Here is a 25,636-nt window from a genome sequence, read left to right on the forward strand (position 1 = left end):
CCCCCCCCCCCCCCCCCCCCCCCCCCCCCCCCCCCCCCCCCCCCCCCCCCCCCCCCCCCCCCCCCCCCCCCCCCCCCATATTCAATTGAAAATCGAAATTAATAATAATCTGTTGGTTGCGTTATAAACGTATGATGCTTCGATAAGCGTTGAATGTCAAGCTAAAGTAAGGTGGTGGTGATATGGTGAATTCACTATGAAATTATGAAATACGTATATAATATTTGAACGTATTTTTGATATTTTTAAATTTTATATATGTGTGGATGAATTTGGAATGTAGTGAGGCGTCGGTTGATAGGAAAATTAGATTGCTACGGATAACTTGTCCGCTGGCGGAAAGTGTGGCAAGCGTGTCTATATCGAACTACGCAGTTGCGATCGGGATTGTGGAAGCTCTGCGTAGTCGCGGTTCCCGCTTGCCCTGTTTGACAGAAACTCCCCGACCCCATAGCGTTTGATGTCGTACGATCCGTGCACGCGATCGTGTTTTCCGACGCTCGATGGGCCTCCAGCAGGGCGAGATGACAAGGCCGTCCAGCGAACGTCCGTTCCAGAACTCAACAAGGCAGGGGGCTCCACAGCAATGACCGACTTGATCCAAAGCCGACGCGATTTCATCGGCAGGGCCGGTTTCGGCGTGGGCCTGCTTGGCCTGTCGGGCAATGCCTGGGCGCTGGGGTCGCCGGTGCCCGATCTGATCGTGTTCAATGCCAATGTCTGGACGGTCGATCCGGCGCAGCCGAGCGCGCAGGCATTCGCGGTCAAGAATGGGCGGTTCGTCGCGGTCGGGGGGAATGACGAGATCAAGGGTTTTGCGGGGCCGTCGACGCAACGGATCGATGCGGGCGGGGCGACGGTGGTGCCCGGTTTCATCGATGCGCATATCCATGCCAGCGGCGATATGGCGTTGTACGATGTCGTCGTCGGCAATCCGTTCGAGGTCGAGTTCGTGACGATCGCGACGATCCAGGATCGGCTGCGGGCACGCGCAAAGGAAACGCCGCCGGGCACGTGGATCAACGGCGCCTTCTATGACGACACCAAGGTGAAGGACAAACGCCCGCTCACCCGGCAGGATCTCGACCAGGTTTCGACCGAGCATCCGATCCGCGTGCGCCATCGCGGCGGCCATACTTACTGGTACAACAGCAAGGCGTTCGAGCTGGCCGGAATCACGCGCGACACGCCCAATCCGCCGGGCGGCGAATATTTCCGCGACGCGAAGGGCGAGCTGACCGGCCGCGCCGCCGAGCGCGGCAACGATATCTTCTACACCGTCGGCAAGGAGCCCGAATTCACCCCGGCGCAGCAGGCGGAGCGGGCCCGCGTCGCCGCCGCGCATTTCTCCAAGCAACTCGTCAAATATGGCGTCACCAGCGTGCAATCGAACACCGCGCAATATGACGATCTGGTCGCGCTGCAATCGGTGCGCGCCAGTGGCGACCTGCGCCACCGCGTCAGTTTCGAAGTGGCCGGCGACCTGCTGGAAGGGATGATCAAGAACGGGATCAAGAGCGGTTTCGGCGACGAATGGATCCGGCTGGGCGCGACCGCCGAACATGTCGTCGACGGATCATTCTCCGAACGGACGATGGCGATGTCGAAGCCCTATGTCGGATCGAACCCGCCTTATTACGGGATATTGGTCGAGACGCAGGATGTGCTGAACGCCTGGACCGAGCGCGTGCATCGCGCGGGCATCCGGCTGAACTGCCATGCCAATGGCGACCGCGCGATCGCGGCGACGATGACCGCGTATGAGCGCGCGCTTCGCGCAGTGCCCGTCGCCGATACGCGGCCGAAGATCACGCATTGCACGATGATCAACGACGATCTGGTGCGCCGCATCAAGGACAGCGGCGTCATCCCGACGCCCTTTACCAGCTATGCGTATTACAACACCGACAAGTTCGGTTTCTACGGCGCGGAGACCATGGATCATTGCATGGCGTTCCGGTCGTTCCTCGACGCCGGCATCCCCGTCGCCGCGGGATCCGATTATTTCCCCGGCCCGTTCGCGCCGCTGATGGGCATTCAGGGGATGGTGACGCGCAAGGGATGGAATGGCGAGACCTGGGGCGCGAAGCAGCGCGTGACCGTGGCGGAGGCGATCCGGATCAGCACCTATAACGGCGCCTATGCCAGCCATGAGGATGCGATCAAGGGATCGATCACGCCGGGCAAGCTTGCCGATTTCGTGATGCTGGCGGCGGACCCGCAAAAGATCGATCCGGAGAAGATCATCGACATCAAGGTGCTGCGCACGGTGACGGGGGGCAGGACGGTTTACGAGGCGTGATGGGGCATCGGGCACGCGAAGGCGCGAAGCTCAAGGAAGCGGCTCTCCGCGTCTCCGCGCCTCCGCGTGAACCCGTTCGCTCGGAGCTGGAGATGGTTCACGCGGAGGCGCGGAGACGCGGAGGGAGAGGGGCTTTGCGGGAAGCGTATTGTTGTCCTCCCCATGATGTCATCCCCGCGGAGGCGCACTGCTGTCCGGGATTTTGCTCGGTACTTGGGGCAACGAGACTTTCTCCTCCCTGCGCTTCAGCGCGGGGAGGGGGAGTGTCGGGTTGGATTGCCCCCGGCAATCCAAGACCGTGCCGGGGGGGCGCGATCGACCCGTCACTCCGCGCGAAGCGGCGTGGTGGAGGGGAATTGCGACGCACGATTCCTCGCCGTAACTGGAAAAAATCGTGCGAAAGTCGCCCAAAAGCCGCGCGCGGTGGCGGTATCGCATTTCCCCTCCACCACCACGGCTCACGCCGTGGCGGTCCCCCTCCCCATCTTCGATGGAGAGGAGAAAATCACGCCGTCTCGCGTCCTGAAGAAATTCCGGACACCAGTGCGCGGAGGCGGGGATACCGCTTGTTCTTCTTTTTCCGGACGCTTCACGGAAAAGCTGGATCCCCGCGTTCGCGGGGATGACAGGTGGGGGCAACCCGTTTGACAGGGGCGTGGCCGGCCCATAGCCCTTGGCGGAGCCAATCATCTCTGGGACATGCCGATGAAATATCCGTTCGCCGCCGCCGTCAGCGCGCTTGCGCTTTTCTCCTCCGGCGGGGCGCTGGCCCAGTCGCCCGAATTGCGGCCCGATCAACTGGCGTTCCGCGATCTCTACAAGGAGCTGATCGAGACCGACACGTCGGTTGCGACGGGGAGCTGCACCCTGGCCGCGGAGAAGATGGCGGCGCGGCTGAAGGCGGCGGGCTATAGCGACGATCAGCTGACGCTGTTCAAGGTCGACACCATGCCGCTCGACGGCGGGCTGGTCGCGGTGCTGCCCGGCACGTCGAAGACGGCGAAGCCGATGCTGCTGCTCGGCCATCTCGACGTCGTCAATGCGCGGCGCGCGGATTGGGAGCGCGATCCTTACAAGTTCATCGAAGAGAATGGCTATTATTACGGCCGTGGCGCATCCGACATGAAGGCGATGGTCGCGGCCTGGGTCGACACCATGGCGCGGTTCAAGCGGGAAGGCTTCAAGCCCAAGCGCACGATCAAGATGGCGCTGACCTGTGGCGAGGAATCGGGCGCGCGGATGAACGGCGCGCAATGGCTGGCCGAGAACAAGCCCGACCTGATCGCCGCGGAATTCGCGCTGAACGAAGGGGGCGGGGGCCGCACCGACGGCAAGGGCAAGGTCGTCACCCAATCGATGCAGGTGGGCGAGAAATCCAATCGCAGCTTCGAACTGGAAACGACCAATCCGGGCGGCCACAGCTCGATCCCGGTCGACGACAATGCGATCTACGAACTGTCCGACGCGCTGGTGAAGGTGCGGGCGTATAAATTCCCGATCCGTTTCAACGACACGACGCGCGTGTTCTTCGCCAAGGCGGGGGCGGTGCGCAACGACGATCTCGGCCGGGCGATGGTGCAGCTGAGCAAGGACCCGAGCGACAAGGCGGCGGAGGCGGTCGTCTCCGCCGATCGCAGCTTCAATTCGATGCTGCGCACCACCTGCGTCGCGACGATGCTGGAGGCGGGCCACGCGGCCAACGCGTTGCCGCAGCGGGCGAAGGCGACGGTGAATTGCCGGATCGCGCCGGGCGAGGATCAGGATACGACGCGCGCCGCGCTGCAACAGGCGATCGGCGATCCGAAAGTGAGTGTCACCCTGGTCGGGCGGCTGCGCCCGATTGCGGTCACCCCGCCGCTCGACCCGAAGATCATGGGACCCGCGGAGAAACTGGTCGCACGCTATTTCCCCGGCGTGCCGCTGATCCCGTCGATGTCGACGGGCGCCACCGACGCCACATTCCTGGCGCCGATCGGCATCCCCACCTATGGCGTGCCCGGCGGCTGGGGCGACCCCGACGGCAATGGCGCGCACGGGCTGAACGAGCGCCGCGAGATCCGCTCGGTCATGGTCGGGCGGGATTTCCTGTACGATCTGGTGAAGGCGTATGCGGGGCAGCCCTGAGGGGGGCTGATTCTCCCTCCCACGGGAGAGGCCCATTGCAGTCCGGGATTTCAATTTGGCGTGCGTTGGAAGGAGGTGTTCCATACCTCTTCCTGCTCCGCATCGTCATTGCGAGGAGCGTAGCGACGAAGCAATCCAGCGGTTGACGCATCCCTGGATTGCCACGCTTCGATCCGCAGGATCGAAGTTCATCCCGAGCGCTTGCCTTGGCAGGCAGTCGAAGGGCTCGCAATGACGACATAGGGGAGAAGGCGCCGAGTATCAGTTTTTGGAAAAAATTGTCTGATCAGGACAAATTTGTCCTCCATGGGTTGCATAATCTTGCGACTTGGCCGATGGTCCGCGCCATAAAGGGAGGCGCCAAATCATGATCTCGATCGCGCGAATGAAGCATGTCGTTCTGTCCGCAACGGCATTGGCGCTGGTCGCGCCTGCGATTCCGGCGCTTGCCCAGACCGGCGCCCAGACCGGCGCTCAAACTGCCGTCCAGGCGCCGGCGGATGCGGTGGCGACCGATGTCGCGCTGCAGGGGCTGGACGACTATATCGAGAAGGCGCGCCAGGCCTGGCAGATACCGGGGCTGTCGATCGTGATCGTGAAGGACGACAAGATCGTCTATGCCAAAGGCTTCGGCGTGCGCGAGGCAGGCAAGCCGGGCAAGGTGGATGCCGACACGATCTTTGCGATGGGATCGACGACCAAGGCGTTCACCGCGGCGGCGCTGGGCATGCTGGTCGACGAGAAGAAGATCGCATGGGACGGCGCGGTGCATGATTATATGCCGTCGTTCGAACTCAACGATCCCTATGTCACGCGCAACGCGACGGTGCGCGACCTGTTGTCGCACCGCACCGGCGTCGTCACCAATGGCGGGCTCTGGTACGGGTCGGGCTTCGACCGCAAGGAGATCATCCGGCGGCTGCGTTTCCAGACCGAGTCGCTCGGTTTCCGCAACCAGTTCCAGTATCAGAACGAGATGTTCATCGCGGCGGGCGAGATCGTGCCCGCGGTTACCGGCACCAGCTATGACAGGTTCATCATCAGCCGCATCTTCGAACCGCTGGGCATGCGCCGCACCAATACCAGCGTCACCGAGCTGAAGGGGATGGACAATGTCGCGACTCCGCACGCGCTGTCCGACGGCAAGATGGTGCCGATCCCCTATCGCCTGATCGACAATGTCGGCGGCGCCGGCGTGATCAATTCCAGCGCGCGCGACATGGCGCAGTGGGTGCGGATGCAACTGGGCGGCGGCACGTTCGAGGGCAAGCAGCTGATCGCGCCGGCGACGCTGGCGGAGATGCATACCGGCCAGATCGTGCCGCGCGGCGGCCCCGGCAAGATCTTCAAGTTCAGCGAATATGGGCTGGGCTGGGGCGTGCAGGAATATCGCGGACAGAAGGTCGTCCAGCATTCGGGCGGGATCGACGGGATGCAGAGCGTGATCGCGATGATGCCCGAAAAGAAGCTGGGCGTGATCGTGCTGACCAACAACCTGCCCAATCTGCTGGCCACTGCCGTCGAGCTGCGCGTGCTCGACGCGTTTCTGGGCGGCCCGGTGACCGATCACAGTGCCGTGCTGAAAAAGACGAGCGACGACGCGGCCCGGATCGCGCGCGAAAAGGCGGCGGCGAGCCCGGCCGCGGCCGCGGCGCCGACCCGGTTGCCGCTCGACCGCTATGCCGGCACCTATTCGAGCGACCTGCTCGGCGATATCCGGATCACGCTGGCCGACGGCAAGCTGATGCTCGCGCGTCCGGCGTCGACGGCGGTGCTCGACCATGAGCGTGCCGACATGTTCAAGGCGCGGTGGACCAGCCTGGGCCAGATCAGCGTCGTCGGCCAGACCCCGGCGGGCTTCACCTTCGGTGCGGACGGGCAGATCGCCACGCTGGTGCTCGGCGGCGACATCTTCAAGCGGAAATAAGCGTTTCGGGCGATTTCCTCCCCGTCGCGAAGCGACGCGAGGAGAAGGCCGACGGGCAGTCTATCGTGCCGTCCGCCGGGCCCCTGCAATGACCTGCCCGATCGCGGCGATCACCAGGTCGGGGCGCTGGTCCTGGATATAATGGGAGGCGTCGGCGACGCGGCGGTTCTCGCCGCGCGTGGACAGCGCCGCCAATTCGCGATGCGCCTGGGCCAGATCGGCCTGGAAAGCCGGAAGCTGATCGTACACCGCCTGCGGCGTGTTGGGGGGCAGATCCTGCATCTTCTCGGCCGACAGGACGATGAGCGGCATCGTGCCGTAGTTGCGCGCGGGATTGGCGACCAGTTCGGTGCTGCGCGCGAAATTGGCGGTCAGCGAGATCGTCGCCGCCCAGCGCGCCTGATCCATGTCGCGCGTCTTGAGCGCCGCGGAGAGCGGCCTGGGATAGCTGGGCGGATAGGCCAGGCAGTCGTCGGGGTCGGGCGAGGTCGGGGTCAGCGCGCCGCGCGCCACCGCCGCCGCGCAGCCCTGCGCCTTCTTCCGCATTTCGGCATAGATTTCCGCCGCGAAGACGGGGAGCGCGGGGGCGGCCTTTTTCTGCCGGGCTTCCTGATGCGGGATGCTGGGATCGACCAGCACCATGCCGATCACTTGCCTGGGATGGCGATCCTTGAACAGCAAAGTCTCATATCCGCCCAGCGAATGGCCGACGACGACATAGGGGCCCTTGATCCCGGCGCTTTTCAACGCCGCCTCGAGATCCGATGTCGTGTTGTCGACGCCTTGCGGCACCATGCTGCCGTCGCTGAAGCCGAAACCGGCGCGATCCCAGGCGCAGGCGCGGACATGATTGTCGCGCGCGACGGCGGGCTGGATGTTGCGCCAGGTCTGGCCCCAGTCGCCCAGGCCCGCGGTCATGATGACGGTGGGCGCGCCGCGGCCCATGCAGTTGAGATGGATGCGGCGGCCATCGGGCAGCTTCGCCAGGATGCCGGGCTTCACATAGGGCGCCAGCAGCGGATCGGCGGGCGGCGCGGTCTGCGCGCTCGCCATGGCCGCACAGGCGAGGCCGAACGTCACCGCAAATTCCGAAAACCGCATCGCTTGTCCTCCCCCGGACGGCGATCATGGCATCGACGCGAAATCCTGTCGATGCGCCCGCAGAGGCTCAGCGCGCGACCCGGACCAGCTCCATGTCGGGGTCTGTGCGGTCCGGTGCGGCCAGGAAGGCCTTGAGCTGCGCCTCGACCAGCGCCCGGTCGCGGAAATTGCAGGTCGATGCGCTGTTGGGATCGCTGCTGACAAAGCCGCCCGATTGCTCGACCGCCGTCCGCACCGACCCGCCGCAGGGCAGGATGGTGAGCAGATAGCGCCCGTCGCGAACCTCCATCAGCAGGAAGGCGGCGCCATCGTCATGCCCTTTGCCGTCCATCTTCTGCGCCTGGACGAGATAACGCCGATCGGCCGGCGACCCGAACGGCACGCTGACGATGCGCCAGGGCGTTTCGGCGGTGACCGACTGGCTGCCATCATCATTCAGCGCGACGCGGAGGATGTCGTCGCCTTCCGGAGGCGAGCCGGGTTCGACCAGGCGATAATCGCCGGCGGGAAGAATGGTTTCGCCTTCGCTCGCCGCATACCAGGCCTCTCCCTCCCAGCAGGAGGCCAGCAGCAAAGGGGCGATCAGGGCCGCGATCAGCGTCGATATCCTCATGTCGCCCAGCCTTTCACGCTTGCGTCCGATTGTCATGTCATGCGCAGGATCGCGGCACCTGCGGCGATGACGCAGGCGGCTGCGATCCGCGCCGCGCTTAGCCGTTCCTTGAGCAGCAGTCCGGCGATCGCGGTGCCGAACAGGATCGATGTTTCCCTGAGCGCCGCGACGACGGCCACCGGCGCCATGGTCATCGCCCAGAGCGCCAGTCCATAGGATGCCAGCGTGCCGATGCCGCCGATCAGTCCGAGATGCCAGTTGCGCACGGCATAGTCCGCGAATGCGCGCCGCCGCGCCAGCAGCGCCCATCCGGCGAGCGGCAGGCCGGTCAACAGGAAGATCCATAGCGTATAGGCAGCAGGCGCACCCGACCGCCGCACGCCCAGGCCGTCGATCATCGTGTAGCCGGCGATCACCACCGCATTGAGCAGCGCGAGCAGCAGGCCCGTCCGATTGCCGCCGCGCCGTCCGTCCGCCGCCATGCCGAATACGCCCGCGCAGATCACCGCCACGCCGATCCAGGCGGACGTCGACAGCGGCTCGCCGATCCAGGCCGTGCTCGCCAGCGCGACCAGAAGCGGCGCGGTGCCGCGCATCAGCGGATAGGTCTGACTCATGTCCGCGACGCGATAGGTGGCGGCAACGAGGATGAAATAGACGATCTGGAACACTGCCGAGACGGCGATGAACGGCCAGCTCGCCGGGGCCGGCGCGGGCAACAGGGGCAGGGCGACGACCGCGAGCAAAGCGGCCGATGCCGCCACCAGTACCGTCGTCAGCAGCGTATCGCTGCCACCCTTCACCACTGCGTTCCACATCGCATGGAGCGCGGCGGCGAACAGGATCATTCCGAAGACGGCGAACGGCATGTTCTGGCCAATATGGGAAATGGATGCGCTTCGCTACGAAGCCTGGCGTCATACGCGATCTCGAAGATGCTGACGCATCCTCGATCGGTTCGCTCAAGCGCCGCGCGGGCTGATACCAAGCCTCGATGAGTCGAACGCATCGAAACCTGGTATCAATCGACCAGCTTGAGCCCGACGATCCCGAGCAGGACGATGCCGGCAAAGGCCAGCCGTGGTCCTCCGGCCGGTTCTCCGAACATGATCGCGCCCAGTGCGAGCGACCCGACTGCGCCGATCCCGGTCCAGACGATATAGGCGGTGCCGAGCGGCAGGATCTGCAGTGCCTTGGTCAGCAGCACGATGAACGCGGCGAGCAGCAGCAACGAGGCGAGGCTCCAGCCGATATCGGTGAAGCCGGCCGATCGTTTCGCCGTGTAGGCCCAGGCGACGTCGATCAGTCCGGAGGCGACGAGCATCGTCCAGGCCATGGCATTGCCCATCGCTCAGCCCTCCGCCGCGATCGCGGACAGGCGTGCGGTTGCCGCCAGCCGCGCCGTCATCATCGCCTGCGGATCGCCGATCGTCGGGCCGGCATGCACGATCTCGGCGTCGGTGAGGCCGATGAACGCCAATGCGGCGTGCAGATAGTCGCTGGCAAGATCGGGGCGGCCCCAGCTCGGGCCCTCGCGATAATCGCCGGCGCTGGCGAGGATGACGGTCACCGGGCGTGGCGCCAGCAGCGGGGTGTAGCCCGTCGCGGGATCGAAGCTGAAACTCAGCCCCGGCTGGGTGATCAGGTCGATCCAGTGTTTGAGCTTGTAGGGGATGCCGAAATTCCACATCGGCGTCGACAGCAGCAGCCGGTCGGCGCGGTTCAGCCGATCGACCAGCGCCTCGACATTCGCCCATGCCCGGGCCTGCTCCGGATCATGCGGCTTGCCGGCGAGACGGGCATATTTGGCATCGAGCATCGCACCGTCGAATTCGGGCAGATCCGCGCGCCACAAGGGCAGATGGTCGATCGTCCAGCCCGACGCCGCGAACGCATCGGCAAAAGGGGCGGCAAGCGCGGTCGAGGCCGATCGCGCGCCGCGCGGCGAGGCTTCGATATGGAGCAGAATGGGCATGGTGATCTCCCGTTGGATGATGTGGGTGATCTAGTGTCGCATTCATGCAAAGGCTTGACGTTTCAGTGCATATCATCTTCGCATGGATGCGAAGATGATCGAGCATGACGATATCAGCCTGGTGGCGACGATCGCGCGCGCGGGCGGGCCCGTTCGCGCGGCGGCGGTGCTCGGCACGCATGTCGCGACAATCTATCGCCGGCTGCACCGGCTGGAGGATCGGTTGGGGCTCGGCCTGTTCGAAAAGCTCGATGGCCGCTATCTGCCGACACCCTTTGCCGAGGAGCTGATCGCCGCGTCCGATGCGATGCAGGCGACGCTCGACGAACTGGCGCGCAGGGCGGCGGGGCATGACGGGCGGTTGTCGGGAACGCTGTCGGTCACCACCACCGACACCGTGCTGCCGATGCTGACCCAGGCGATCGCGCCCTTCATCTCGCACCATCCCGGACTGACGATCGACATTTCCATCGGCAATGCGATGGCGGACATGACGCGGCGTGAGGCCGATATCGCGGTGCGGCCGACAAGCACGCCGCCCGAGACGCTGGTCGGCCGCCGGATCGGCGAGATCGCCTTCGCCGTGTTCGCGGCGCCATCTGGGGCGGACGCCTGGATCGGCTTCGACGAGAGCCTGTCGGCGGTGCCGGCGGCGGTCTGGCTGGACGAGCGGGCGGAACCGGCGCCACGCCTGCGCGTGAACAGCCTGTGGGCGGCGGCGCAGGCGGCTTCGGCCGGGCTCGGCCGTGCCGTGCTGCCGACCTATCTGGCGCGCGGCCTGCCGATCGCGCCGGTCGAGGGGCCGATCGACGCGCTCGGCTCCGAACTCTGGCTGCTGTATCACCCCGATCTGAAACGCACACCGCGCGTGCGCTATTTCGTCCGAGAGGTCGCGCCGCGACTGGCGAAGCTGCTGGCGGGTTGAAAGACTTTGTGAAGACGGCGATGCATGTGCATTGCTGCTGCGATCGATTCAACGCTTCAGGAAATCGCCATGCCCGAAACCCGTGATCACCATCTGGCGCAGATCAATATCGCGCGATTCCGTCTGCCGATGGCCGATCCCGTCAATGCCGATTTCATCGCCAATCTCGATCGCGTCAATGCGATCGCTGAAGGAAGCCCGGGTTTCGTCTGGCGGTTGGTGGGGGAGGGCGGCAATGCCACCGACATCCAGGCGTTCGACGATCCGGACGTGATCGTCAACATGTCGACCTGGGTCGATATCGATGCGCTCGCGGCCTTCACCTATCGCGATCCCGCGCATCTGGAGATCATGCGCCGCCGCAAGGAGTGGTTCGAGCGGATGGAGTTTTTCATGGCACTCTGGTGGATTCCCGCCGGCCATCGCCCGACACCGGCGGAAGGCAAGGCGCGGCTGGAGTTGTTGCGGCAACGCGGGTCGAGCGAGAACGCCTTCACCTTCGCGCAGCCCTTCGGTCCGCCGGGCACCGGACAGGCCGCGCCGCTGCTGGATCGCTGCGCATGAGCGGCGCCGTCATCGCAGCACTCCAGATCGGCTCGGATCCCAGCGGCAAGGCCGCCACGCTGGATGCCATTCTCGGTTTCGAGGCGGAGATCGCCGCTTCCGGTGCGTCGCTGGTCGTGATGCCGGAGGCGTTGCTCGGCGGCTATCCCAAGGGCGAGGATTTCGGCACGCGGCTGGGTTATCGTTTGCCGGAGGGGCGGGCGGCATTCGCGCGCTATCATGCCAATGCCGTCGATCTCGATGGGCCGGAGGTCGCGGCGCTGGCCGGGCTCTCGGATCGCACGGGCGCTGCGATCGTGCTGGGCGTGATCGAGCGTGCGGGATCGACGCTCTATTGCACCGCCTTGTTCATCGAGCCGGGACAGGGGCTGGTCGCCAAGCATCGCAAGCTGATGCCGACGGGGCTGGAGCGGCTGATCTGGGCGAAGGGCGACGGATCGACCATGCCGGTGATCGAAAGCCGCGCGGGCCGGATCGGCGCCGCGATCTGCTGGGAAAATCATATGCCGCTGTTTCGCACGGCGATGTACGCGAAGAATGTCGAGATCTGGTGCGCGCCCACCGTCGACGATCGCGACGTCTGGCGCAGCACGATGCGCCATATCGCGCATGAGGGGCGCTGCTTCCTGGTCAGCGCCTGCCAGGTGATGGCATCGCCCGGCGAACTCGGCACGCAAGCCGATAAATGGGACGCGGACCGTCCGCTGATCCGTGGCGGCAGCATGATCGTCGGTCCATTGGGCGATGTGCTTGCCGGGCCGATCGAAATGGAGACCGGGCTGATCACCGCGACGATCGACGTCGCCGAGCTGGCGGGTGCGCGCTACGATCTCGACGTGGTCGGCCATTATGCGCGGCCCGATATCTTCGGCCTGACGGTGAACGAGACGCCGCGGCCGGGGGTGACGATGCGGGTCGATCCGGAGGATGCGGCGGAGGTCTGAAGGAATGGGACGGGGGGCAACTAATCGTTGTCATCGCGGCAAAGGTTGGGCCGTGAACTGTTAAACGGGAATGGCCGAGAATGGGTGGTTAGCTGCCGTTCCGGTTTCTAGGGTCGCCAAGCGCAAAAGCGGCCCCGGTAAGGCATCCAGTGAGAGCCTCGCGCTCCCCAACGCTGAATGGTTCGCCCCGCCGGGAGTAGCCTCTCAGGACTCGGCGGTCTCCCTCATCGACGACATCGACGACGAAGTGCCGAACCGGATTATCGAGCCTTGCCGTCGGCCTGTCGGACTGTGGTGGTTTCCGGTGGCGTAGACTCAGCCGTCCACCCCAGTCCTTTCCCAGACACATTTCTACCCACTCGGTCGGCATTTGGGTGGAGCCGGTGAACGCAAGTCGCGACGACGCAGGATCGTCAGCATTCGCGTTAAGCGGAATGATGAACAAGATGGCGAACAGAAGCAATCCGCCAGCGACAAGCCACAGCAGAGGCTGCCTTAGCTGAACTGGCCCGCCGAGAGCATGTGGGTTACGTCGCATATGTTAGGCTATCATGGTGTGACACGGACGCAATGTTGGCAACGCAAGCGCGGCCGGAGTGGCTGCTTTCGGGAGGCAGAAGGTCCGGTCGGAACGACCGCAAGTGGGGCGCTTGCCGACGGTCCGGATATGAATCTACGACCTCGTGTCCCTCAACCGGATCGCGCTTTGTCTTGAGGGGGATGCTGGCCTCCACCGGCAAGTCCCGGATAGCGGGGCGTCTGCGGAAATGGTGAAGCGTTCCCGACATCCTGCAGGGCTGGAACCTTAAACTTCCGGCAGCCACCAGCGTATCAGCTTGTTGAAGTAGCGCACCCCGTCATAAGCCGGTGCGCCGGGCGCGAATTCGAAGCGGCCGCGCTGCAGGAACAATGCGCAGGTTCGATTGTCGATATAGGCCGTTCCACGGCCCGACGATGTTATCGGCCGGCAGGTCTTGACCCGGCCGTTCCGACCTATGCCGAGTTGGACGTTGCTGTGGCTTTCCGTGCCGTAGCGAATTGCCACGGGCGGATAGTCGTCGGACTTGAACGAGTATTTGAGCTGTCCATCCGTTGGTTTCAGGCGATCGGCGTCGGGAATGTCGTCGGGCGGATAGAGGATCGTCGCATTCGCATATCCTGGACGGGCAAGCGCCCAGGTCTTGATCTTCGCCGTGTGATCCCGCGGATTTCTGTAAAAGCCGAAATCCACATCGACAAAACCCCGCCCAAGCGCGGCGACCATGCCGGGCATTCTGCGGAACGTGGCCGACGCCATAAGCTGCGCACAGGCGGTTTGCGTCGCCTGCCGCAGCGACGGCCAGCCGACATCGCACGCGACCGCCTTTTCCCCTGAAGCATCGAACCACAGCCGGACCGTGAGCGAGAGCTCTTTGCCTCCAGGGGGCGGATCGACGTCGAAAGCATTGGGGTCGAATTTGAACGCGAATTCTCCGGCACCGAAAAGCTCGACATTGTCCGGCGTGATCGTGATCGCCGCAGAATCGGCAGGCGCAGGCGTTTCAGAGTCGGTCTGAGACTGAAGCGCGGCAGCGAGCGCGAACCACGGCAAAAGCAAGGCACCCAAGTCCATCGTTCCGGCCCCGTGTGGCGATATGCCCGATCCTATCGCATGAATGGCGGCCCGCAACGGGAATTGGCGGACCGGTGTGGCGCTTTTCTCCCAAAAGCGGCAGGGCAGGTTTGGAGCACTCCGACTCATATCCGTTGCCGGAATTGCGAAGGTTAGAGGGAAGCCATTTTACGCTACAAAAAACTATGGGCGCTTGTTGCAAACCGCTAGCCATAGAGCCGGTAGATAAAGGACGCATGCCCCTCCCAATAGGCAGATTGCCTCAAGGCGCTTCTCCGCAACGCAAGCCTCGATGTCCAATGCCGATCCGCAATCGCCCACGGCGATGCCGAGGAAGCAAAGCGCCACAAAAAACCAATATGTCGCTGACGTGATGACAATGCCGACCGGCTTCATCTCTCGATGCTGCCCGATCTTTCCGACGTGCACAATTGGGCGCCAGTCGGCGGTCCGTTTTACGAATCTGCGATCTGGTATCTCCCAACCGTTCGGGCTGATGGTGAACGAGACGCCGAGGCCCGGGGGGCGATGCGTTTGGATCCGGAGGATGTGGCGGAGGGGTGAAAGGGCGGCCGCATCGGACGGCCGCCCATGTCGCTATGTCCCGGTCAGAAACTCACGCGCGCACCCGCCGTGAACGCGGTTCCAACAGTGTCATAGTAGATGCTGCTGGTCGTGGTGATCGGCAGCTTGACGTCGAACAGATTGTTGACGTTGCCGAACAGGGTGAAGCGGTCGGCTATTTTGAACTGTGCGCCGATATCGACATAGGTTCGCGAGCCGATCTCATTGTTGACCAGCGTGGTGAGCAGGTGATTGAACTTGCCACCGCCGATGTGCCGCAACCGGGCATCCAGCCCCAGCCGATCATTCTGGTAATTCACGCTGAGGACGCCGCGCCAGTGCGGGATGCTGTTGGCGGTGGCGTCGCCGACATCGCCCGCCGTATCGACCCGGGTCAGGCCGGTGTCGAATATGAAGCGGTCCACATAGGTTGCCAATGCGCGGAAACGCAGTGTGCCCGGCAGATCCACGTCGATCCGATCCATCGAAATCGAATAGGACGCTTCGAAATCCAGCCCGCGCGTTTCGAAGCTCGCGATATTCTGTACGTTCGATAGCACCTGCGTCACCGTGCCGGTCGAATCCCGGGTGATGCGTGCGCAGGCGGCGGCGCTGCCGCGCGCACATGCCAGAGTGAGGTTCGATCCGGAAAGCGTGGCGATCGCGCCCTTCACCTCGATGTCGTAATAATCGACGGAGATGTTGAAGCCCTGAAGGAACGAGGGCGCATAGGATGCTCCGAGTGTCAGCGTCTTGCCGATCTCGGGCACCAGATCGGGATTGCCGCCGCCATAGGTCGTCACCTGCGCCGGGTTCGGATTATAGCCCGGCGTACCGGTGCGGCCGGCCGTGTCCTGGTCGACCAGCGGTCCGATGCCGATCGCCCGATTGGAGAAAAGCTCGCTGACGTTCGGCGATCGGATGTCGCGCGATCGGGTGGCGCGCAGCAGCAGATCCTCGAACAGGCGTACCGTCGCGCCGGCTTTCCACGACCAGATCCCGCCGCTGGTACTATAGTCGGAATAGCGGACCGCGCCGTTCAGATCGGCCTTCACCGCGCCTTCGGCATCGAGAAGCGGCAGGACGATTTCGCCGAAGCCCTCCTTCACGCTGAACCCGCCGGACACGGGCGCGCCGAATCCGGGCAGGCCGAATGCGCCGGCGGCGTCGAGAGCGCCGCGCGATCCGATCTGTTCCTCCCAGCGGGCTTCCGCGCCGACGACGATGGTAACGGGGCCGGCCCAGAGCGAAAAGGGATCGCCCTGGATCTCGAGCCCGGCTGAATCCAGCTTCGTCACGACGTCCGAATTCTGCGTCCCGCGAACATAGGCGAGCGCTTCCGGCGTATTATTGCCTTCGCCAAAAGGGTTGATGGGGCGGCAGGCGGGATCATCATTGGTGGCGATCGCATCGGCGTTCACCGCGCAAACGATCTGGCCGCCGCTTGCAACCGCATCGACCGCCTTTGCGAAATTGGCGGCGATCCGGGAATTCTGAAACTGCGAGTGCGTGTCCACTTCGCCATGGCTGTAATGGGCGTTGTATTTCCAGCCTTTGCCGAAGCGCCCCTCGATGCCGATCGCGCCTTCCTTGTTTTCGCGCACCGAGCCGAAGCGCATCGGGAACACGTCCTTGAAGACGCGCGACAGGGTGAAGCTGGCCTGGCCGGCGGCGGCAAGCTGGTTGCGGATGCCGGCGGACAGGAACGGATTGCTTGCCTGGATCGTCAGCGGCGCAATCAGGAAATCGGGAAAGAACACATATTTCGATGTCGCCCGTCCATAAGCGAAATCGGCCCAGAGCTTGGCGTTCCCGATCTCGTAGCTTGCGCGGGCATAGGTGTTGAACCGTTCGAAGGGGGAGGCTGCGTAAAGATCGTCATACAGGCCGACGGCATCGCTGCCGCCGATGCCCTGCGCATTGGGGCCGCTGAAGGGGCGCAGCGTCCCGTCATTGTTGAAGACCTGTCCCGCCAGCACGCCGCTGGTGATGACGCCGCCATGGCTTTGGTAGGAATTGACGTCGCGCGCGATTTGCGTGCGCAGGTCGGTCAAGCTGCCGGGGGAAACGCGGACGATGCCGGAACTGCCGAGATTGGGCCGTGAATTGCGGTCCGATATGCCATTGTCGTCGACATATTCCGCGCCGATCATCACATGGCCGGCGCCGTCGGCGAAGCGCGTGCCGAAACTCGCGTCGAAGCCCAGGCGGCGCGCGTCGCCACGCGACGCGATGCCGCTCGTTGCGCCGGCCGAGAAGCCTTCGAGATTGTCGTTCAGGATGATATTCACCACACCGGCGACCGCACCCGATCCCCAGGCGGCGGAAGCCCCTCCGGTTACCACCTCGACGCGTTCGACCAGACCGGTCGGCACGAAGTTGAGGTTGTTTTCGCCAGCGAAGCGGCGGCCATTGAGCAATGCCAGCGTCCTGACGGTACCCAGACCGCGCAGATCGACCGGCGCCACGCCGGTGAGGGTTCCGCCCACGGTGACGGCCGGATTGATCGTCGGCCGGAATTGCGGCTGATCGTTCAGCACTTGCTGAAGATTGGCGCGCGCGGCCTGGCGGATTTCGCTCTTGCCCAGCACGGTCGTCGGCGTCGGCTGGGCGAAGCCGGCGCGTTCGACGCGCGACGCGGTCACGACGATCGCGGCGCTCTCGTCAATCTCGGCCGCGGCGCTTCCGGCGCGTGCTTCCCCTGCGCGGACGATCGCGATCGCTCCCGTCGGATCCTTTTCGGCAATGAAGCCGCTGCCCTCCAGGATCCTGGCGAGCGCGCCTTCGGCGGAGCGCGTGCCGCGGACACCTTTGGTCCGGGCGCCCCGTACCTCTGTGGGCTTGTAGATGATCTGGATACCGGCCTGACGGCTGAAATTGTCCAGCGCGGTCTTCAGATCGCCTGCCGGAACCGAAAATGCCCTATCCTGCGCCTGTGCGGTCGTCGATACCGCCACGACCGCGACGCCAGCGGCTAGAATGGTCCTGAATGCATGGCTGGAAATCATCGTCCGTCTCCCCCCTTTTTGAACGGGCGGCGCGACGGCCTCCCTGTCGGTTGGACAAGCGACGGACGAATTACCCTTGGTCGTTATTCGGTGATTTCCAGTATCTGGCCGGTGTCGTGGACTTTCAGGCCATAGGCCTTGCCGAGCAGGCGCGCGAAGGCATCGACATTGCCGGCTTCGAAGCGGCCGCTGATCGTCATCCCGTCCAGGCCGTCGCCGATCCGCAGTTTTCGCCGATTGTAGCGATTGAACTCCGTGGCGGCTTCGCCAAGCGTCGTGCCGTCGAACAGGATCGTCCCGCTTCGCCAACTGAGCGCGGCCGCGATCCTGTCTTCGGATTTGGGCATGACAAGCGCGTTGGTGCCCGACGCCAGGGCCTGTTCGCCGGCGCCCAGCAGCTTCAGGGGGGCGGTCTCCAAACCGGTCGGCCGGATAGGCTCGACACGAACGCGCCCTTCGAGGACGTTGACCTGCACATCCTCACCATCGAGCCGCACCGAAAATTTGGTGCCGATGACGATCACGCGATGCATGCCCGCCAGCACTTCGAAAGGCTTGGCCGAGTCGTGCGCGACATCGAAAAAGGCTTCGCCGCGTTCGAGCCAGACGCGGCGCCGGTCGTCCGCGATCTCGGCGCGGATCGCGGTATCGGTGTTGAGTTCGACACGGGATCCGTCGGCAAGCGGCACGGTCGAATGTCCGCCCAGCACCGTCGCGAAGCGTTCCGGATCCTGGCCCCGCATCGATCGATGGATGAGCGTTGCAGTCAGGCACATTATGAGCAGCGATGCCGCGATCGCCCACGGCCGCCAGATGCCCATGCGCGGTGCGCTGCCCGTCGGGCGAGCGGGCGTTCTCAAGGCGGCCAGCCGGTCAGCCGCGCGCCAGGCGCTTTCAAGCCGGTAGAAGGAGACTTCGTGTTCGATGCACTGGTTCAGCCAGCGCCCGAATGCGGCATCGTCGGTCTCAGACCAGGTTTCGTCGTCCTGTCGGGCGAGCCACGTGGCGGCTTCCTGCTCGATGATCTCGACCGGCCTCATGCGCCTCGACTCCTTGTCTCGACATCATGTCCCATGCCCGGGCCGGCCGGTTCGATCCCTTCTCTCATCATGTCCGCCAGGCCGCGCATTCCGCGCGTCAGGTGCGCCTCCACCGTTTTCTGGCTGAGGCCGGTGTGCGCGGCGATCTCGCGGTGCGACATGCCCTCGACCTTACGCAACATCACAATCTCCTGGCATCGCGCCGGCAGCCTGGCAACGGCCGCTCTGACATGCCTCAATTCGTCACGAGCAAGGGCATATCGTTCCGGCGTGAGTTCCTCCGCTTGCGTCGGAACCTCCTCCATATCGGCGACGAGTTCGAAGGACACGATCGACGCGCGGCGCGCATGGTTGATCAGAAGATTCCTGGCGGTGGCGAAGACGAAGGCGCGGACATTGCCCGGCAACTCCTTGCATCCAGCGGCGAAGACCTTGGCATAGATCTCTTGCCGGAAATCCAGGACATCTTCGCCCGTCCGCCAGTTTCGGCGCAGGAAAGCCGTCAGGACATGCTCGAGAGGCAGCACCTCCCTGCAGAACCATGACTTGACTTCACTGCGCTCAACCATGTGCCTCCGTCGCTCCGGCGCCTCCTGCTTCATGGACAATCGAGCGCGGCAAACCCCTTGGCTGCGGACGTGGGAAGGCCTTGCCGGGAAGGGCCGGGTTCGGCCGAAAGTGGCCGCCATAGGGATCGGTCGATCTCGATTGTCTTCCAGTCGTGCGTGTCGTGTCCGTGCCGGGCGTGGCCGCGTCGATCGGAGGGGTGGTGTTCGATCTCAGCTTCTCCTCCCTTTCGGCACGGCGCGGCGGGCCCCGAATCGACACATCGACTGCATCTTGCAGAGCAGGAGAAGCATTAAGCTAAAATAATTAGCATAATGCGAAATTATAGGATTGGTGTGAGGATTGTCGGGGTGAATATGAAAGCAAATTTGAGAATCGCATTAGTTTTGACGGTTGGCCAGGTGGGGCTTCTCGCGCTTTCAACCAGTGCGCCGGCACAAACGATCGGCCGGACGGGCGCGGTCGTGCCGGGTTCTGCTGAGTGGGAGATGCGTTCCGAAAACAGCGGGGCGATCTACAGGATTTCGGTCGCGGAGCCGGTCTCCGGAGTGCCGGCGACGGGCATGCCGATCATCTATGTCCTCGATGGCAACGGTTATTTCGGCGTGGCGACCGATATGGCCCGCATCCAGGAGCTTGGTGCGGAGACTGGTGGCGCACTCGTCGTCGCTATCGGCTATCCGCTGGGCGACGATCCCCTCGCGACACGCGAACAGCGCAGGTTGCAGCGCGTGATGGATCTGACGCCGAACGCGCCCAAAGGCGCGGAAGCGCTGGTTGCCCGGCAAATGGGCGGCGCGCCGGTGGGGGGCGCCGAGCGGTTCTTCCGGTTCCTGAAGCGCGAGCTCGAGCCCGAACTTGCGCGCAGATATCGGATCGATGTGTCGAACACCGCATTGTTCGGTCATTCGCTTGCCGGTCGTTTCGCGCTCGACGTCATGTTCGGCCATCCCGAGAGTTTCCGGACGATCGTCGCGGCGAGCCCCTCAATCTATTGGGGCGGCGGCGACCTGTTGGCGCGCGAGAAGGATTTCGCGCGCCGCGTCGCGGAGGGCGGCAAAGGCCTGAAGTTGCTGATCACCGTCGGCGGGCTGGAGGAAACGGTGCTCGATCTGCCGCTTCCAGGCGATGCCGACCGCGCCGCTTATGCCCAGTATGTCCGCGAGGCCCGGACCGTGGAAAATGCCCGCGAAATGGCGGATCGCCTGGCGAGGCTCCCGTCGAAATCCGGTTTTGTCACGGACTTCGTCGTCTTCGAAGGCGAGACGCATACCAGTACCGTCGCCGCTGCATTGGCGCGCGGGATCCGCTTCGCCTTCGCGTCATTTCCCTTTCCTGGGCCGAAGGCCGGGGTGGATCGCAAGCCTTGATCGAGGCATTCCACATAGCCTGACGGCATGACCTTCATATTGCCGGCGATGGCATCCGCTATGGTGGGCGTTGTAGGGTGTACGATCATGAGGCTGTAGGCTAGTCGAATTAGCATGTGCCTCACGCAGGCTGCGAAACGAAGGTGACGGGATTATGGGTCAGGTGTCTCAGGCGACGAAAGCGGAGGCTGGCAAGGCTTTCAACTGGCTGCTCATCAGTCTTGCGCTCGCGATCGGCCTGGCGCTGGCCTGGCGTACAACGACCCTGCCGGCGTCGCTGCCCAAATCCGCGCCCGCCGACGCATTCTCCGCCGAGCGTGCGATGGACGATGTCCGCGCGATCGCGGTGCGCCCGCATCCGATCGGATCGGCCGAGATCGAGCAGACCCGCACCTATCTGATGTCGCGGATGCAGGCGCTGGGGCTCGATCCGCAGATCCGCACGCAGACCGCGATCACGACCCATCCGCATTTCAAGGACCTGGCGCTTGCCGGCCGCGTCCGCAACGTCGTCGGCGAGCTGAAGGGGAGCGATCCCGCGCTTCCGGCCGTGCTGGTGATGGCGCATTACGATACCGTGCCGCATTCGCCGGGCGCGGGTGACGACACGTCGGGCGTTGCGGTCTCGCTGGAGATCGCGCGCGCTCTCAAGGCTTCGGGCGGGCTGAAGCGTTCGGTGATCTTCCTGATGACCGATGGCGAGGAAGCCGGCCTGCTCGGCGCGAGCGCCTTTTTTCACGACGATCCCCTGCGCAAGCGTGTCGGGCTGGCGATCAACCTGGAGGCGCGCGGCGACAATGGCCGCACCCAGATGTTCCAGACCAGCCCGAACAGCCGCGGGCTGATCGAGGTCTATCGTCAGGTCGTGCAGTCGCCCTCGGCGGATTCGCTCACCGCGACGCTCTACAAGCGCATGCCCAACGACACCGATCTCACCATCCCCCTGTCGAAGGGTTATGCGGGATTGAACTTCGCCTTTGCCGGCAACCAGATGGCGTATCACACGCCGGTCTCAACGCCGGAGAGCCTGAACCCCGGCAGCCTGCAGCATATGGGCGATCAGGTGCTGCCCACGGTGCGCGCCTTTGCGCAGGCCGGAACGCTGCCCAAGGCCATCGACGAGATGGTCTATGCCGATCTGCTCGGCCTCACATTCCTGTCCTATCCCGCCTGGTTCGGCTGGCTGCTCGCGCTCGTCGCCGTCGGCACCGCGTTTGGCGCGCTGGGGCTGGGCATCGCCCGGCGCCGGATCGGCTGGGGAGAAGCGGCGCGGGGTGCCGGCGGATTGCTGGCGCTGCTGCTTGGCATCGCCACCGCCTTGCTGGTCGAGCTGCGCCTGGCGTCCTTCCTGCTCAAGGATGTCGCGTCGCCCTATGCCCTGATCTCGCAATTCGACTGGCTGCTCGTCGCCGCCGGGCTGATCGCCGGCGGTGCCGGCGTGCTGCTGCTGCGCGCTGCCGCCGATGGCAAGCGCCGCGCGGCGGCGCTCTGGCTGCTTGCGGCGGGGCTGTTGTGCGGTGTGCTCGGCAGTTTCAGCCTGGTCGCGATGGCGGTCGGTCTGGTCGCGGCGTTGCTCGCCTTTGTCAGCTTCGGCCGGCCGGCCGGCCTTGCCGGCTTCTTCGCGGGCGCGGCTGCGCTGCTCGCATTGCTGACGGCGGTGCTTCAGGTCGTGCTGCCCAATGGCGCGCACGCATTGGTCTGGCCGCTGTTGCCGCTTGCCGGCATCTCGGCGCTGCTCGTGCTGGCGCCCGAGCGCGCGGCCCGGCCCGGGGCCTGGATTGCGATCGGCGTCGCCGCGGCGCTGCTCATCGGGCTGATGGCGATACAGACCTATGGCTTTTTCGTGCTGCTGGGGCCGATGCTGCCGATGATCGTCACGCCCTTCGTCGCGCTGGGCGTGCTCGGCCTGGCGCCGCTTTTCTGGTCGCTCAGGGGATCGGCATGGGCGGGCGCGGCCGTGCTGGCCGCCGGCATCGCGCTGTGCGCGTTAACCGGCATTCGCGGGCGCACGCCGACGCCGGCGACGCCCGAACTGGTGCAGGCCTTTTACCTGACCGATCTCGACAAGCGGACCAGCTATTGGGTGACCACCAAGCTCGATCCCGCGGGATGGACGAAGTCGGTGCTGGAGCAGGATGGCGGCACTGCGCGCCGCCAGCCGATGGAGCCGATGTTCAAGGAACCGCCACTGGCCGCGCGCGCACGGCCCGTCGCCTTTGCCCGCCCGATGCTCGACCTGGCGATCGCCGGCGAGGGCACGGCGCGACGCATCGGCCTGCGCGTCGCCAATGCCAATGGCGGCCGTTATCTGCAGATCTTCCTGAAATCTTCGGTCGATATGACGGGGGTGACGCTGGAGGGGCGTCCGCTGCCGGGCAAGCTGAGCGCGGGAAAATGGTCGCAATTTCCCTTTTATGCCAGCGGCACCGATCCGGTGACGGTGACGATGGCGGTACCCGGCGTGCGCGGGCAACTGGAGGTCGAACTGATCGAGGTTCGCGACGGCTGGCCGGCGGGTGCGAAGGTGCCGGCACGCCCTGCCAATATGGTGCCGATCGGCCGCGCCGATACCAGCATGATCCTGGCCCGGTCCAAACTCGGCTGGTGATTTCGAAAGGCGTTCTTACCGCAAAAGGCTGAGCGCCAGCGACGCAGCGCGGGATTGCAGTCTTTCGAGTTCGGCCACGCCGATCGATGCGACCGCGCCCGAATAAGGCCAGACGAGCGACACCAGGACGGTACCGAACATCATCGAGAAGAAGCCGGGGTCGAGCTCTTGCCTGAACAGGTTTGCGGCGATGCCGCGCTGATGGGCGGCGCGAAGCGCGCCGACCATGCGGGCGACCCCGTCGATCCTAGGCGTGTCTTCGACCGCACCCAGGGCGGCGGAGATCGGGCCGAATCCGCCCGGCGTCGCCAGATCGCGAAGGATCATCCGGGCGTAGGCAGGCTTGTTCGCGAAGAACCAGACCAGGCCGCGCGCCCAGCTTTCCATCCATGCAATGGGGTCGAGCGCGGGATCGGGGCTCAGAAATTGCGCCAGATCCTCCACCATCGAGCGGGCGAGCTCGGCGATGATCGCTTCGCGGCTTTCGAAATGGCGATAGATGGACGGAATCCGGATACCGACCGCATCGGCGATATCCTTGAGGCGCATCTCCTCGACACCGTCGCGGGCGATCAGGCGCATCGCTTCTTCAAGGATCAGGCTGCGCGTGCCGACCTGCTCGTTCTGGCGCAGCCGGCGGCGCGGCGCTCTCTCGCTCATCAATCGTTCCCCGGCGCTCGTCAGGATTGGCGAGGCTAATTGTCATAGCATCAAGGGGCTTGTCGATGCGCGATTCCCGAGCCTCTTGTCGACCGGCGCGGTTTCGTATCAACTAGGGATCATGCATCGCTACGATGAACGCGCCCTGTGGCTGGCCCGCAACGTGCTTCCGCACGAGCCGGCGCTGCGTGCGTGGCTGTCGCGGCGGCCGGTCGACGGGCTCGATATCGACGATATCGTCCAGGAAACCTATGCGCGGCTGAGCACGACCCAGTCGGTCGAGGAGATCCGCAATCCGCGGACCTATCTGATCACCACCGCGCGTTCGGTGATCCTGAGCCATATCCGCCATGCCCGCGTCGTGCCGATGCATTCGCTGGCGCAATTCGAGGCGGTGGATTTCGTATCGGACGAGCCCGACCCCGAAACCATTGCCGCCGACCGCGACGAGCTGCGCAAGCTGGCCGAAGCGATCGCGCAATTGCCGCCGCGCACGCGCGAGGTGTTCGTGCTGCGCCGGGTGAAGGATATGTCGCAGCGCGAGGTGGCGCAGGAACTGGGCGTCGCCGAAAGCACGATTGAAAAACAGATGAGCAAGGGGTTCCGCCGCCTCGCCGATATCCTCGGCAGGGGTGGCAAAGCGGACGCTGGCGCGTCTAGGGATAGAGTGGAAGGAAATGTTGCGGCGCATGCCAAGAGAGACAAGCCAGGAGATTGACGTCGTCGCGGCCGACTGGGCAGCGCGCATCGATCGCGGTGCGCTGTCCTCGGCGGATGAAGGGCAGCTGGACGCCTGGATCGCGGGCGATCCCCGGCGGCTGGGCGCGTTCATGCGCATGCGTGCCGTCGCGCTCCAGTCGAACAGCGCAAAGGCGCTTGGGCCCGATTTCGAGCCCGAAGCCTTTGCCCAGGCCGATCCGCCCGCCGCCACGCCGATCACGCGCCGCCGCATGTTCTGGCTCGGCGGATCGGCGGTCGCGGCGTGCGCGCTCGGCGCGATCGGTCTCAGGCTGGCGACCGGTGCGACCACATACGATACAAGGATCGGCGAAATGCGCGTCGTGACGCTCGAGGACGGATCGATCGTCACGCTGAACACCGCGTCGCGCATTCGCGTTGCGTTCACCGACACGCGGCGGACAGTGACGCTGGAGGAAGGCGAGGCGCTGTTCGATGTCGCCAAGAATCCGCAGCGTCCTTTCTTCGTCGAGGCGGGCGGCACATCGGTGCGTGCGGTCGGCACCAGCTTCACGGTGAAAAGGCTGAGCGACGCGCCGGTCGAGGTGCTTGTGCGCGAAGGCATAGTCGATGTCCGCCAGCCCGCCGCGACGCGCGCGGTGCGGATGACCGCCAATATGCGCATCGTCGCCGGCAATGCGACGATGCCCGCGCGGCCGATCGAGATCGCGCAGACCGAGGTCGACCGCGAAACCGCCTGGCGCAGCGGCCGGATCGCATTCGAGGGCGAACCGCTGGCGCAGGCCGTCGCCGCATTCGGACGCTATAGCGACACCCGGATCATCATTGAGGATCCCGGCATCGGCCGCGAGGAGATCACCGGCCTGTTCGCGACGAACGATCCCGTGACCTTTGCCAAGGCGGCGGCGGCCAGCCTCGAACTCAAGGCGACGATCGGGCCCGGCGAGGTGAGGTTGTCACGCTGAGGCTTCGCCCCGTTCCCTCTCCCCCTTCAGGGGGAGAGGGTGATCGAGCACAGCGAGATCGGGAGAGG

Annotated in this window: 20 protein-coding genes; 10 read left to right on the forward strand and 10 right to left on the reverse strand. The window is 64.8% G+C overall.

Features of this window, described 5'->3' with window-relative positions; translation table 11 throughout:
* Positions 1-586: 586 nt before the first annotated feature.
* The 3 genes from AC3WN8_RS29065 (at position 587) to AC3WN8_RS29075 (ending at position 6,353) form a co-directional block, all read left to right on the forward strand.
* The gene (locus AC3WN8_RS29065) at positions 587-2,302 is read left to right on the forward strand and encodes an amidohydrolase (protein ID WP_492673016.1); all 1,716 of its coding nucleotides are present in this window, start codon (positions 587-589) and stop codon (positions 2,300-2,302) included.
* Between the two features lie 705 nt (positions 2,303-3,007).
* A complete protein-coding gene (locus tag AC3WN8_RS29070; protein ID WP_492673017.1) occupies positions 3,008-4,426 on the forward strand; it encodes a M20/M25/M40 family metallo-hydrolase in 1,419 nt (472 codons plus the stop codon).
* A 367-nt stretch (positions 4,427-4,793) separates the two neighbouring features.
* Entirely contained in the window at positions 4,794-6,353 is a 1,560-nt protein-coding gene (locus tag AC3WN8_RS29075; RefSeq protein WP_492673018.1) for a serine hydrolase, read from the forward strand.
* Between the two features lie 60 nt (positions 6,354-6,413).
* Here AC3WN8_RS29075 and AC3WN8_RS29080 read toward each other — a convergent pair whose 3' ends face one another.
* From AC3WN8_RS29080 to AC3WN8_RS29100, 5 genes are all read right to left on the reverse strand, one after another.
* Positions 6,414-7,454: an alpha/beta fold hydrolase gene (locus tag AC3WN8_RS29080; protein WP_492673019.1), complete on the reverse strand. Its 1,041-nt coding sequence runs from the start codon at positions 7,452-7,454 to the stop codon at positions 6,414-6,416.
* Between the two features lie 67 nt (positions 7,455-7,521).
* On the reverse strand, positions 7,522-8,067 hold the full coding sequence (locus AC3WN8_RS29085) for a hypothetical protein (RefSeq protein ID WP_492673020.1): 546 nt from the start codon (positions 8,065-8,067) through the stop codon (positions 7,522-7,524).
* Between the two features lie 32 nt (positions 8,068-8,099).
* On the reverse strand, positions 8,100-8,936 hold the full coding sequence (locus tag AC3WN8_RS29090; RefSeq protein WP_492673021.1) for an EamA family transporter: 837 nt from the start codon (positions 8,934-8,936) through the stop codon (positions 8,100-8,102).
* Positions 8,937-9,088: 152 nt separating this feature from the next.
* A complete protein-coding gene (locus AC3WN8_RS29095) occupies positions 9,089-9,415 on the reverse strand; it encodes a DMT family transporter (RefSeq protein ID WP_492673022.1) in 327 nt (108 codons plus the stop codon).
* Between the two features lie 3 nt (positions 9,416-9,418).
* Complete coding sequence (locus AC3WN8_RS29100; protein WP_492673023.1) at positions 9,419-10,042, reverse strand: FMN-dependent NADH-azoreductase; 624 nt, start codon at positions 10,040-10,042, stop codon at positions 9,419-9,421.
* Between the two features lie 94 nt (positions 10,043-10,136).
* Here AC3WN8_RS29100 and AC3WN8_RS29105 point away from each other — a divergent pair, with 94 nt between their 5' ends.
* The 3 genes from AC3WN8_RS29105 (at position 10,137) to AC3WN8_RS29115 (ending at position 12,475) form a co-directional block, all read left to right on the forward strand.
* Positions 10,137-10,967 (forward strand): LysR family transcriptional regulator, encoded by an 831-nt coding sequence (locus AC3WN8_RS29105; protein ID WP_492673024.1) that lies wholly within the window; start codon positions 10,137-10,139, stop codon positions 10,965-10,967.
* Between the two features lie 69 nt (positions 10,968-11,036).
* A complete protein-coding gene (locus AC3WN8_RS29110) occupies positions 11,037-11,531 on the forward strand; it encodes a DUF3291 domain-containing protein (RefSeq protein WP_492673025.1) in 495 nt (164 codons plus the stop codon).
* Positions 11,528-12,475, forward strand: a complete 948-nt coding sequence (locus AC3WN8_RS29115; RefSeq protein WP_492673026.1) for a carbon-nitrogen hydrolase family protein — start codon at positions 11,528-11,530, stop codon at positions 12,473-12,475. The genes AC3WN8_RS29110 and AC3WN8_RS29115 overlap by 4 nt, the downstream gene beginning before the upstream one ends.
* 805 nt (positions 12,476-13,280) lie before the next feature.
* Here AC3WN8_RS29115 and AC3WN8_RS29120 read toward each other — a convergent pair.
* From AC3WN8_RS29120 to AC3WN8_RS29135, 4 genes are all read right to left on the reverse strand, one after another.
* On the reverse strand, positions 13,281-14,081 hold the full coding sequence (locus tag AC3WN8_RS29120) for an energy transducer TonB (RefSeq protein WP_492673027.1): 801 nt from the start codon (positions 14,079-14,081) through the stop codon (positions 13,281-13,283).
* Positions 14,082-14,695: 614 nt separating this feature from the next.
* Entirely contained in the window at positions 14,696-17,659 is a 2,964-nt protein-coding gene (locus tag AC3WN8_RS29125; RefSeq protein ID WP_492673028.1) for a TonB-dependent receptor domain-containing protein, read from the reverse strand.
* Positions 17,660-17,742: 83 nt separating this feature from the next.
* Entirely contained in the window at positions 17,743-18,699 is a 957-nt protein-coding gene (locus tag AC3WN8_RS29130) for a FecR family protein (protein WP_492673029.1), read from the reverse strand.
* Complete coding sequence (locus AC3WN8_RS29135) at positions 18,696-19,268, reverse strand: RNA polymerase sigma factor (protein ID WP_492673030.1); 573 nt, start codon at positions 19,266-19,268, stop codon at positions 18,696-18,698. Before AC3WN8_RS29135 ends, AC3WN8_RS29130 begins: the two co-directional genes overlap by 4 nt.
* A 486-nt stretch (positions 19,269-19,754) precedes the next feature.
* On the opposite strand from AC3WN8_RS29135, the gene AC3WN8_RS29140 reads away from it, so the two are divergent.
* Together AC3WN8_RS29140 and AC3WN8_RS29145 are read left to right on the forward strand one after the other, a co-directional pair.
* Positions 19,755-20,636: an alpha/beta hydrolase gene (locus AC3WN8_RS29140; protein WP_492673031.1), complete on the forward strand. Its 882-nt coding sequence runs from the start codon at positions 19,755-19,757 to the stop codon at positions 20,634-20,636.
* Between the two features lie 154 nt (positions 20,637-20,790).
* Entirely contained in the window at positions 20,791-23,244 is a 2,454-nt protein-coding gene (locus tag AC3WN8_RS29145; protein WP_492673032.1) for a M20/M25/M40 family metallo-hydrolase, read from the forward strand.
* A gap of 15 nt (positions 23,245-23,259) precedes the next feature.
* On the opposite strand, the gene AC3WN8_RS29150 is transcribed toward AC3WN8_RS29145, so the two are convergent.
* On the reverse strand, positions 23,260-23,904 hold the full coding sequence (locus tag AC3WN8_RS29150) for a TetR/AcrR family transcriptional regulator (RefSeq protein ID WP_492673033.1): 645 nt from the start codon (positions 23,902-23,904) through the stop codon (positions 23,260-23,262).
* A gap of 121 nt (positions 23,905-24,025) precedes the next feature.
* Here AC3WN8_RS29150 and AC3WN8_RS29155 point away from each other — a divergent pair, with 121 nt between their 5' ends.
* Complete coding sequence (locus AC3WN8_RS29155; RefSeq protein WP_492673034.1) at positions 24,026-24,622, forward strand: RNA polymerase sigma factor; 597 nt, start codon at positions 24,026-24,028, stop codon at positions 24,620-24,622.
* Positions 24,594-25,568: a FecR family protein gene (locus AC3WN8_RS29160; RefSeq protein ID WP_492673035.1), complete on the forward strand. Its 975-nt coding sequence runs from the start codon at positions 24,594-24,596 to the stop codon at positions 25,566-25,568. The genes AC3WN8_RS29155 and AC3WN8_RS29160 overlap by 29 nt, the downstream gene beginning before the upstream one ends.
* The last annotated feature ends 68 nt before the right edge of the window (positions 25,569-25,636 follow it).

The sequence above is a fragment of the Sphingobium sp. FW305-3-2-15-F-TSA7 genome, from assembly GCF_058787155.1.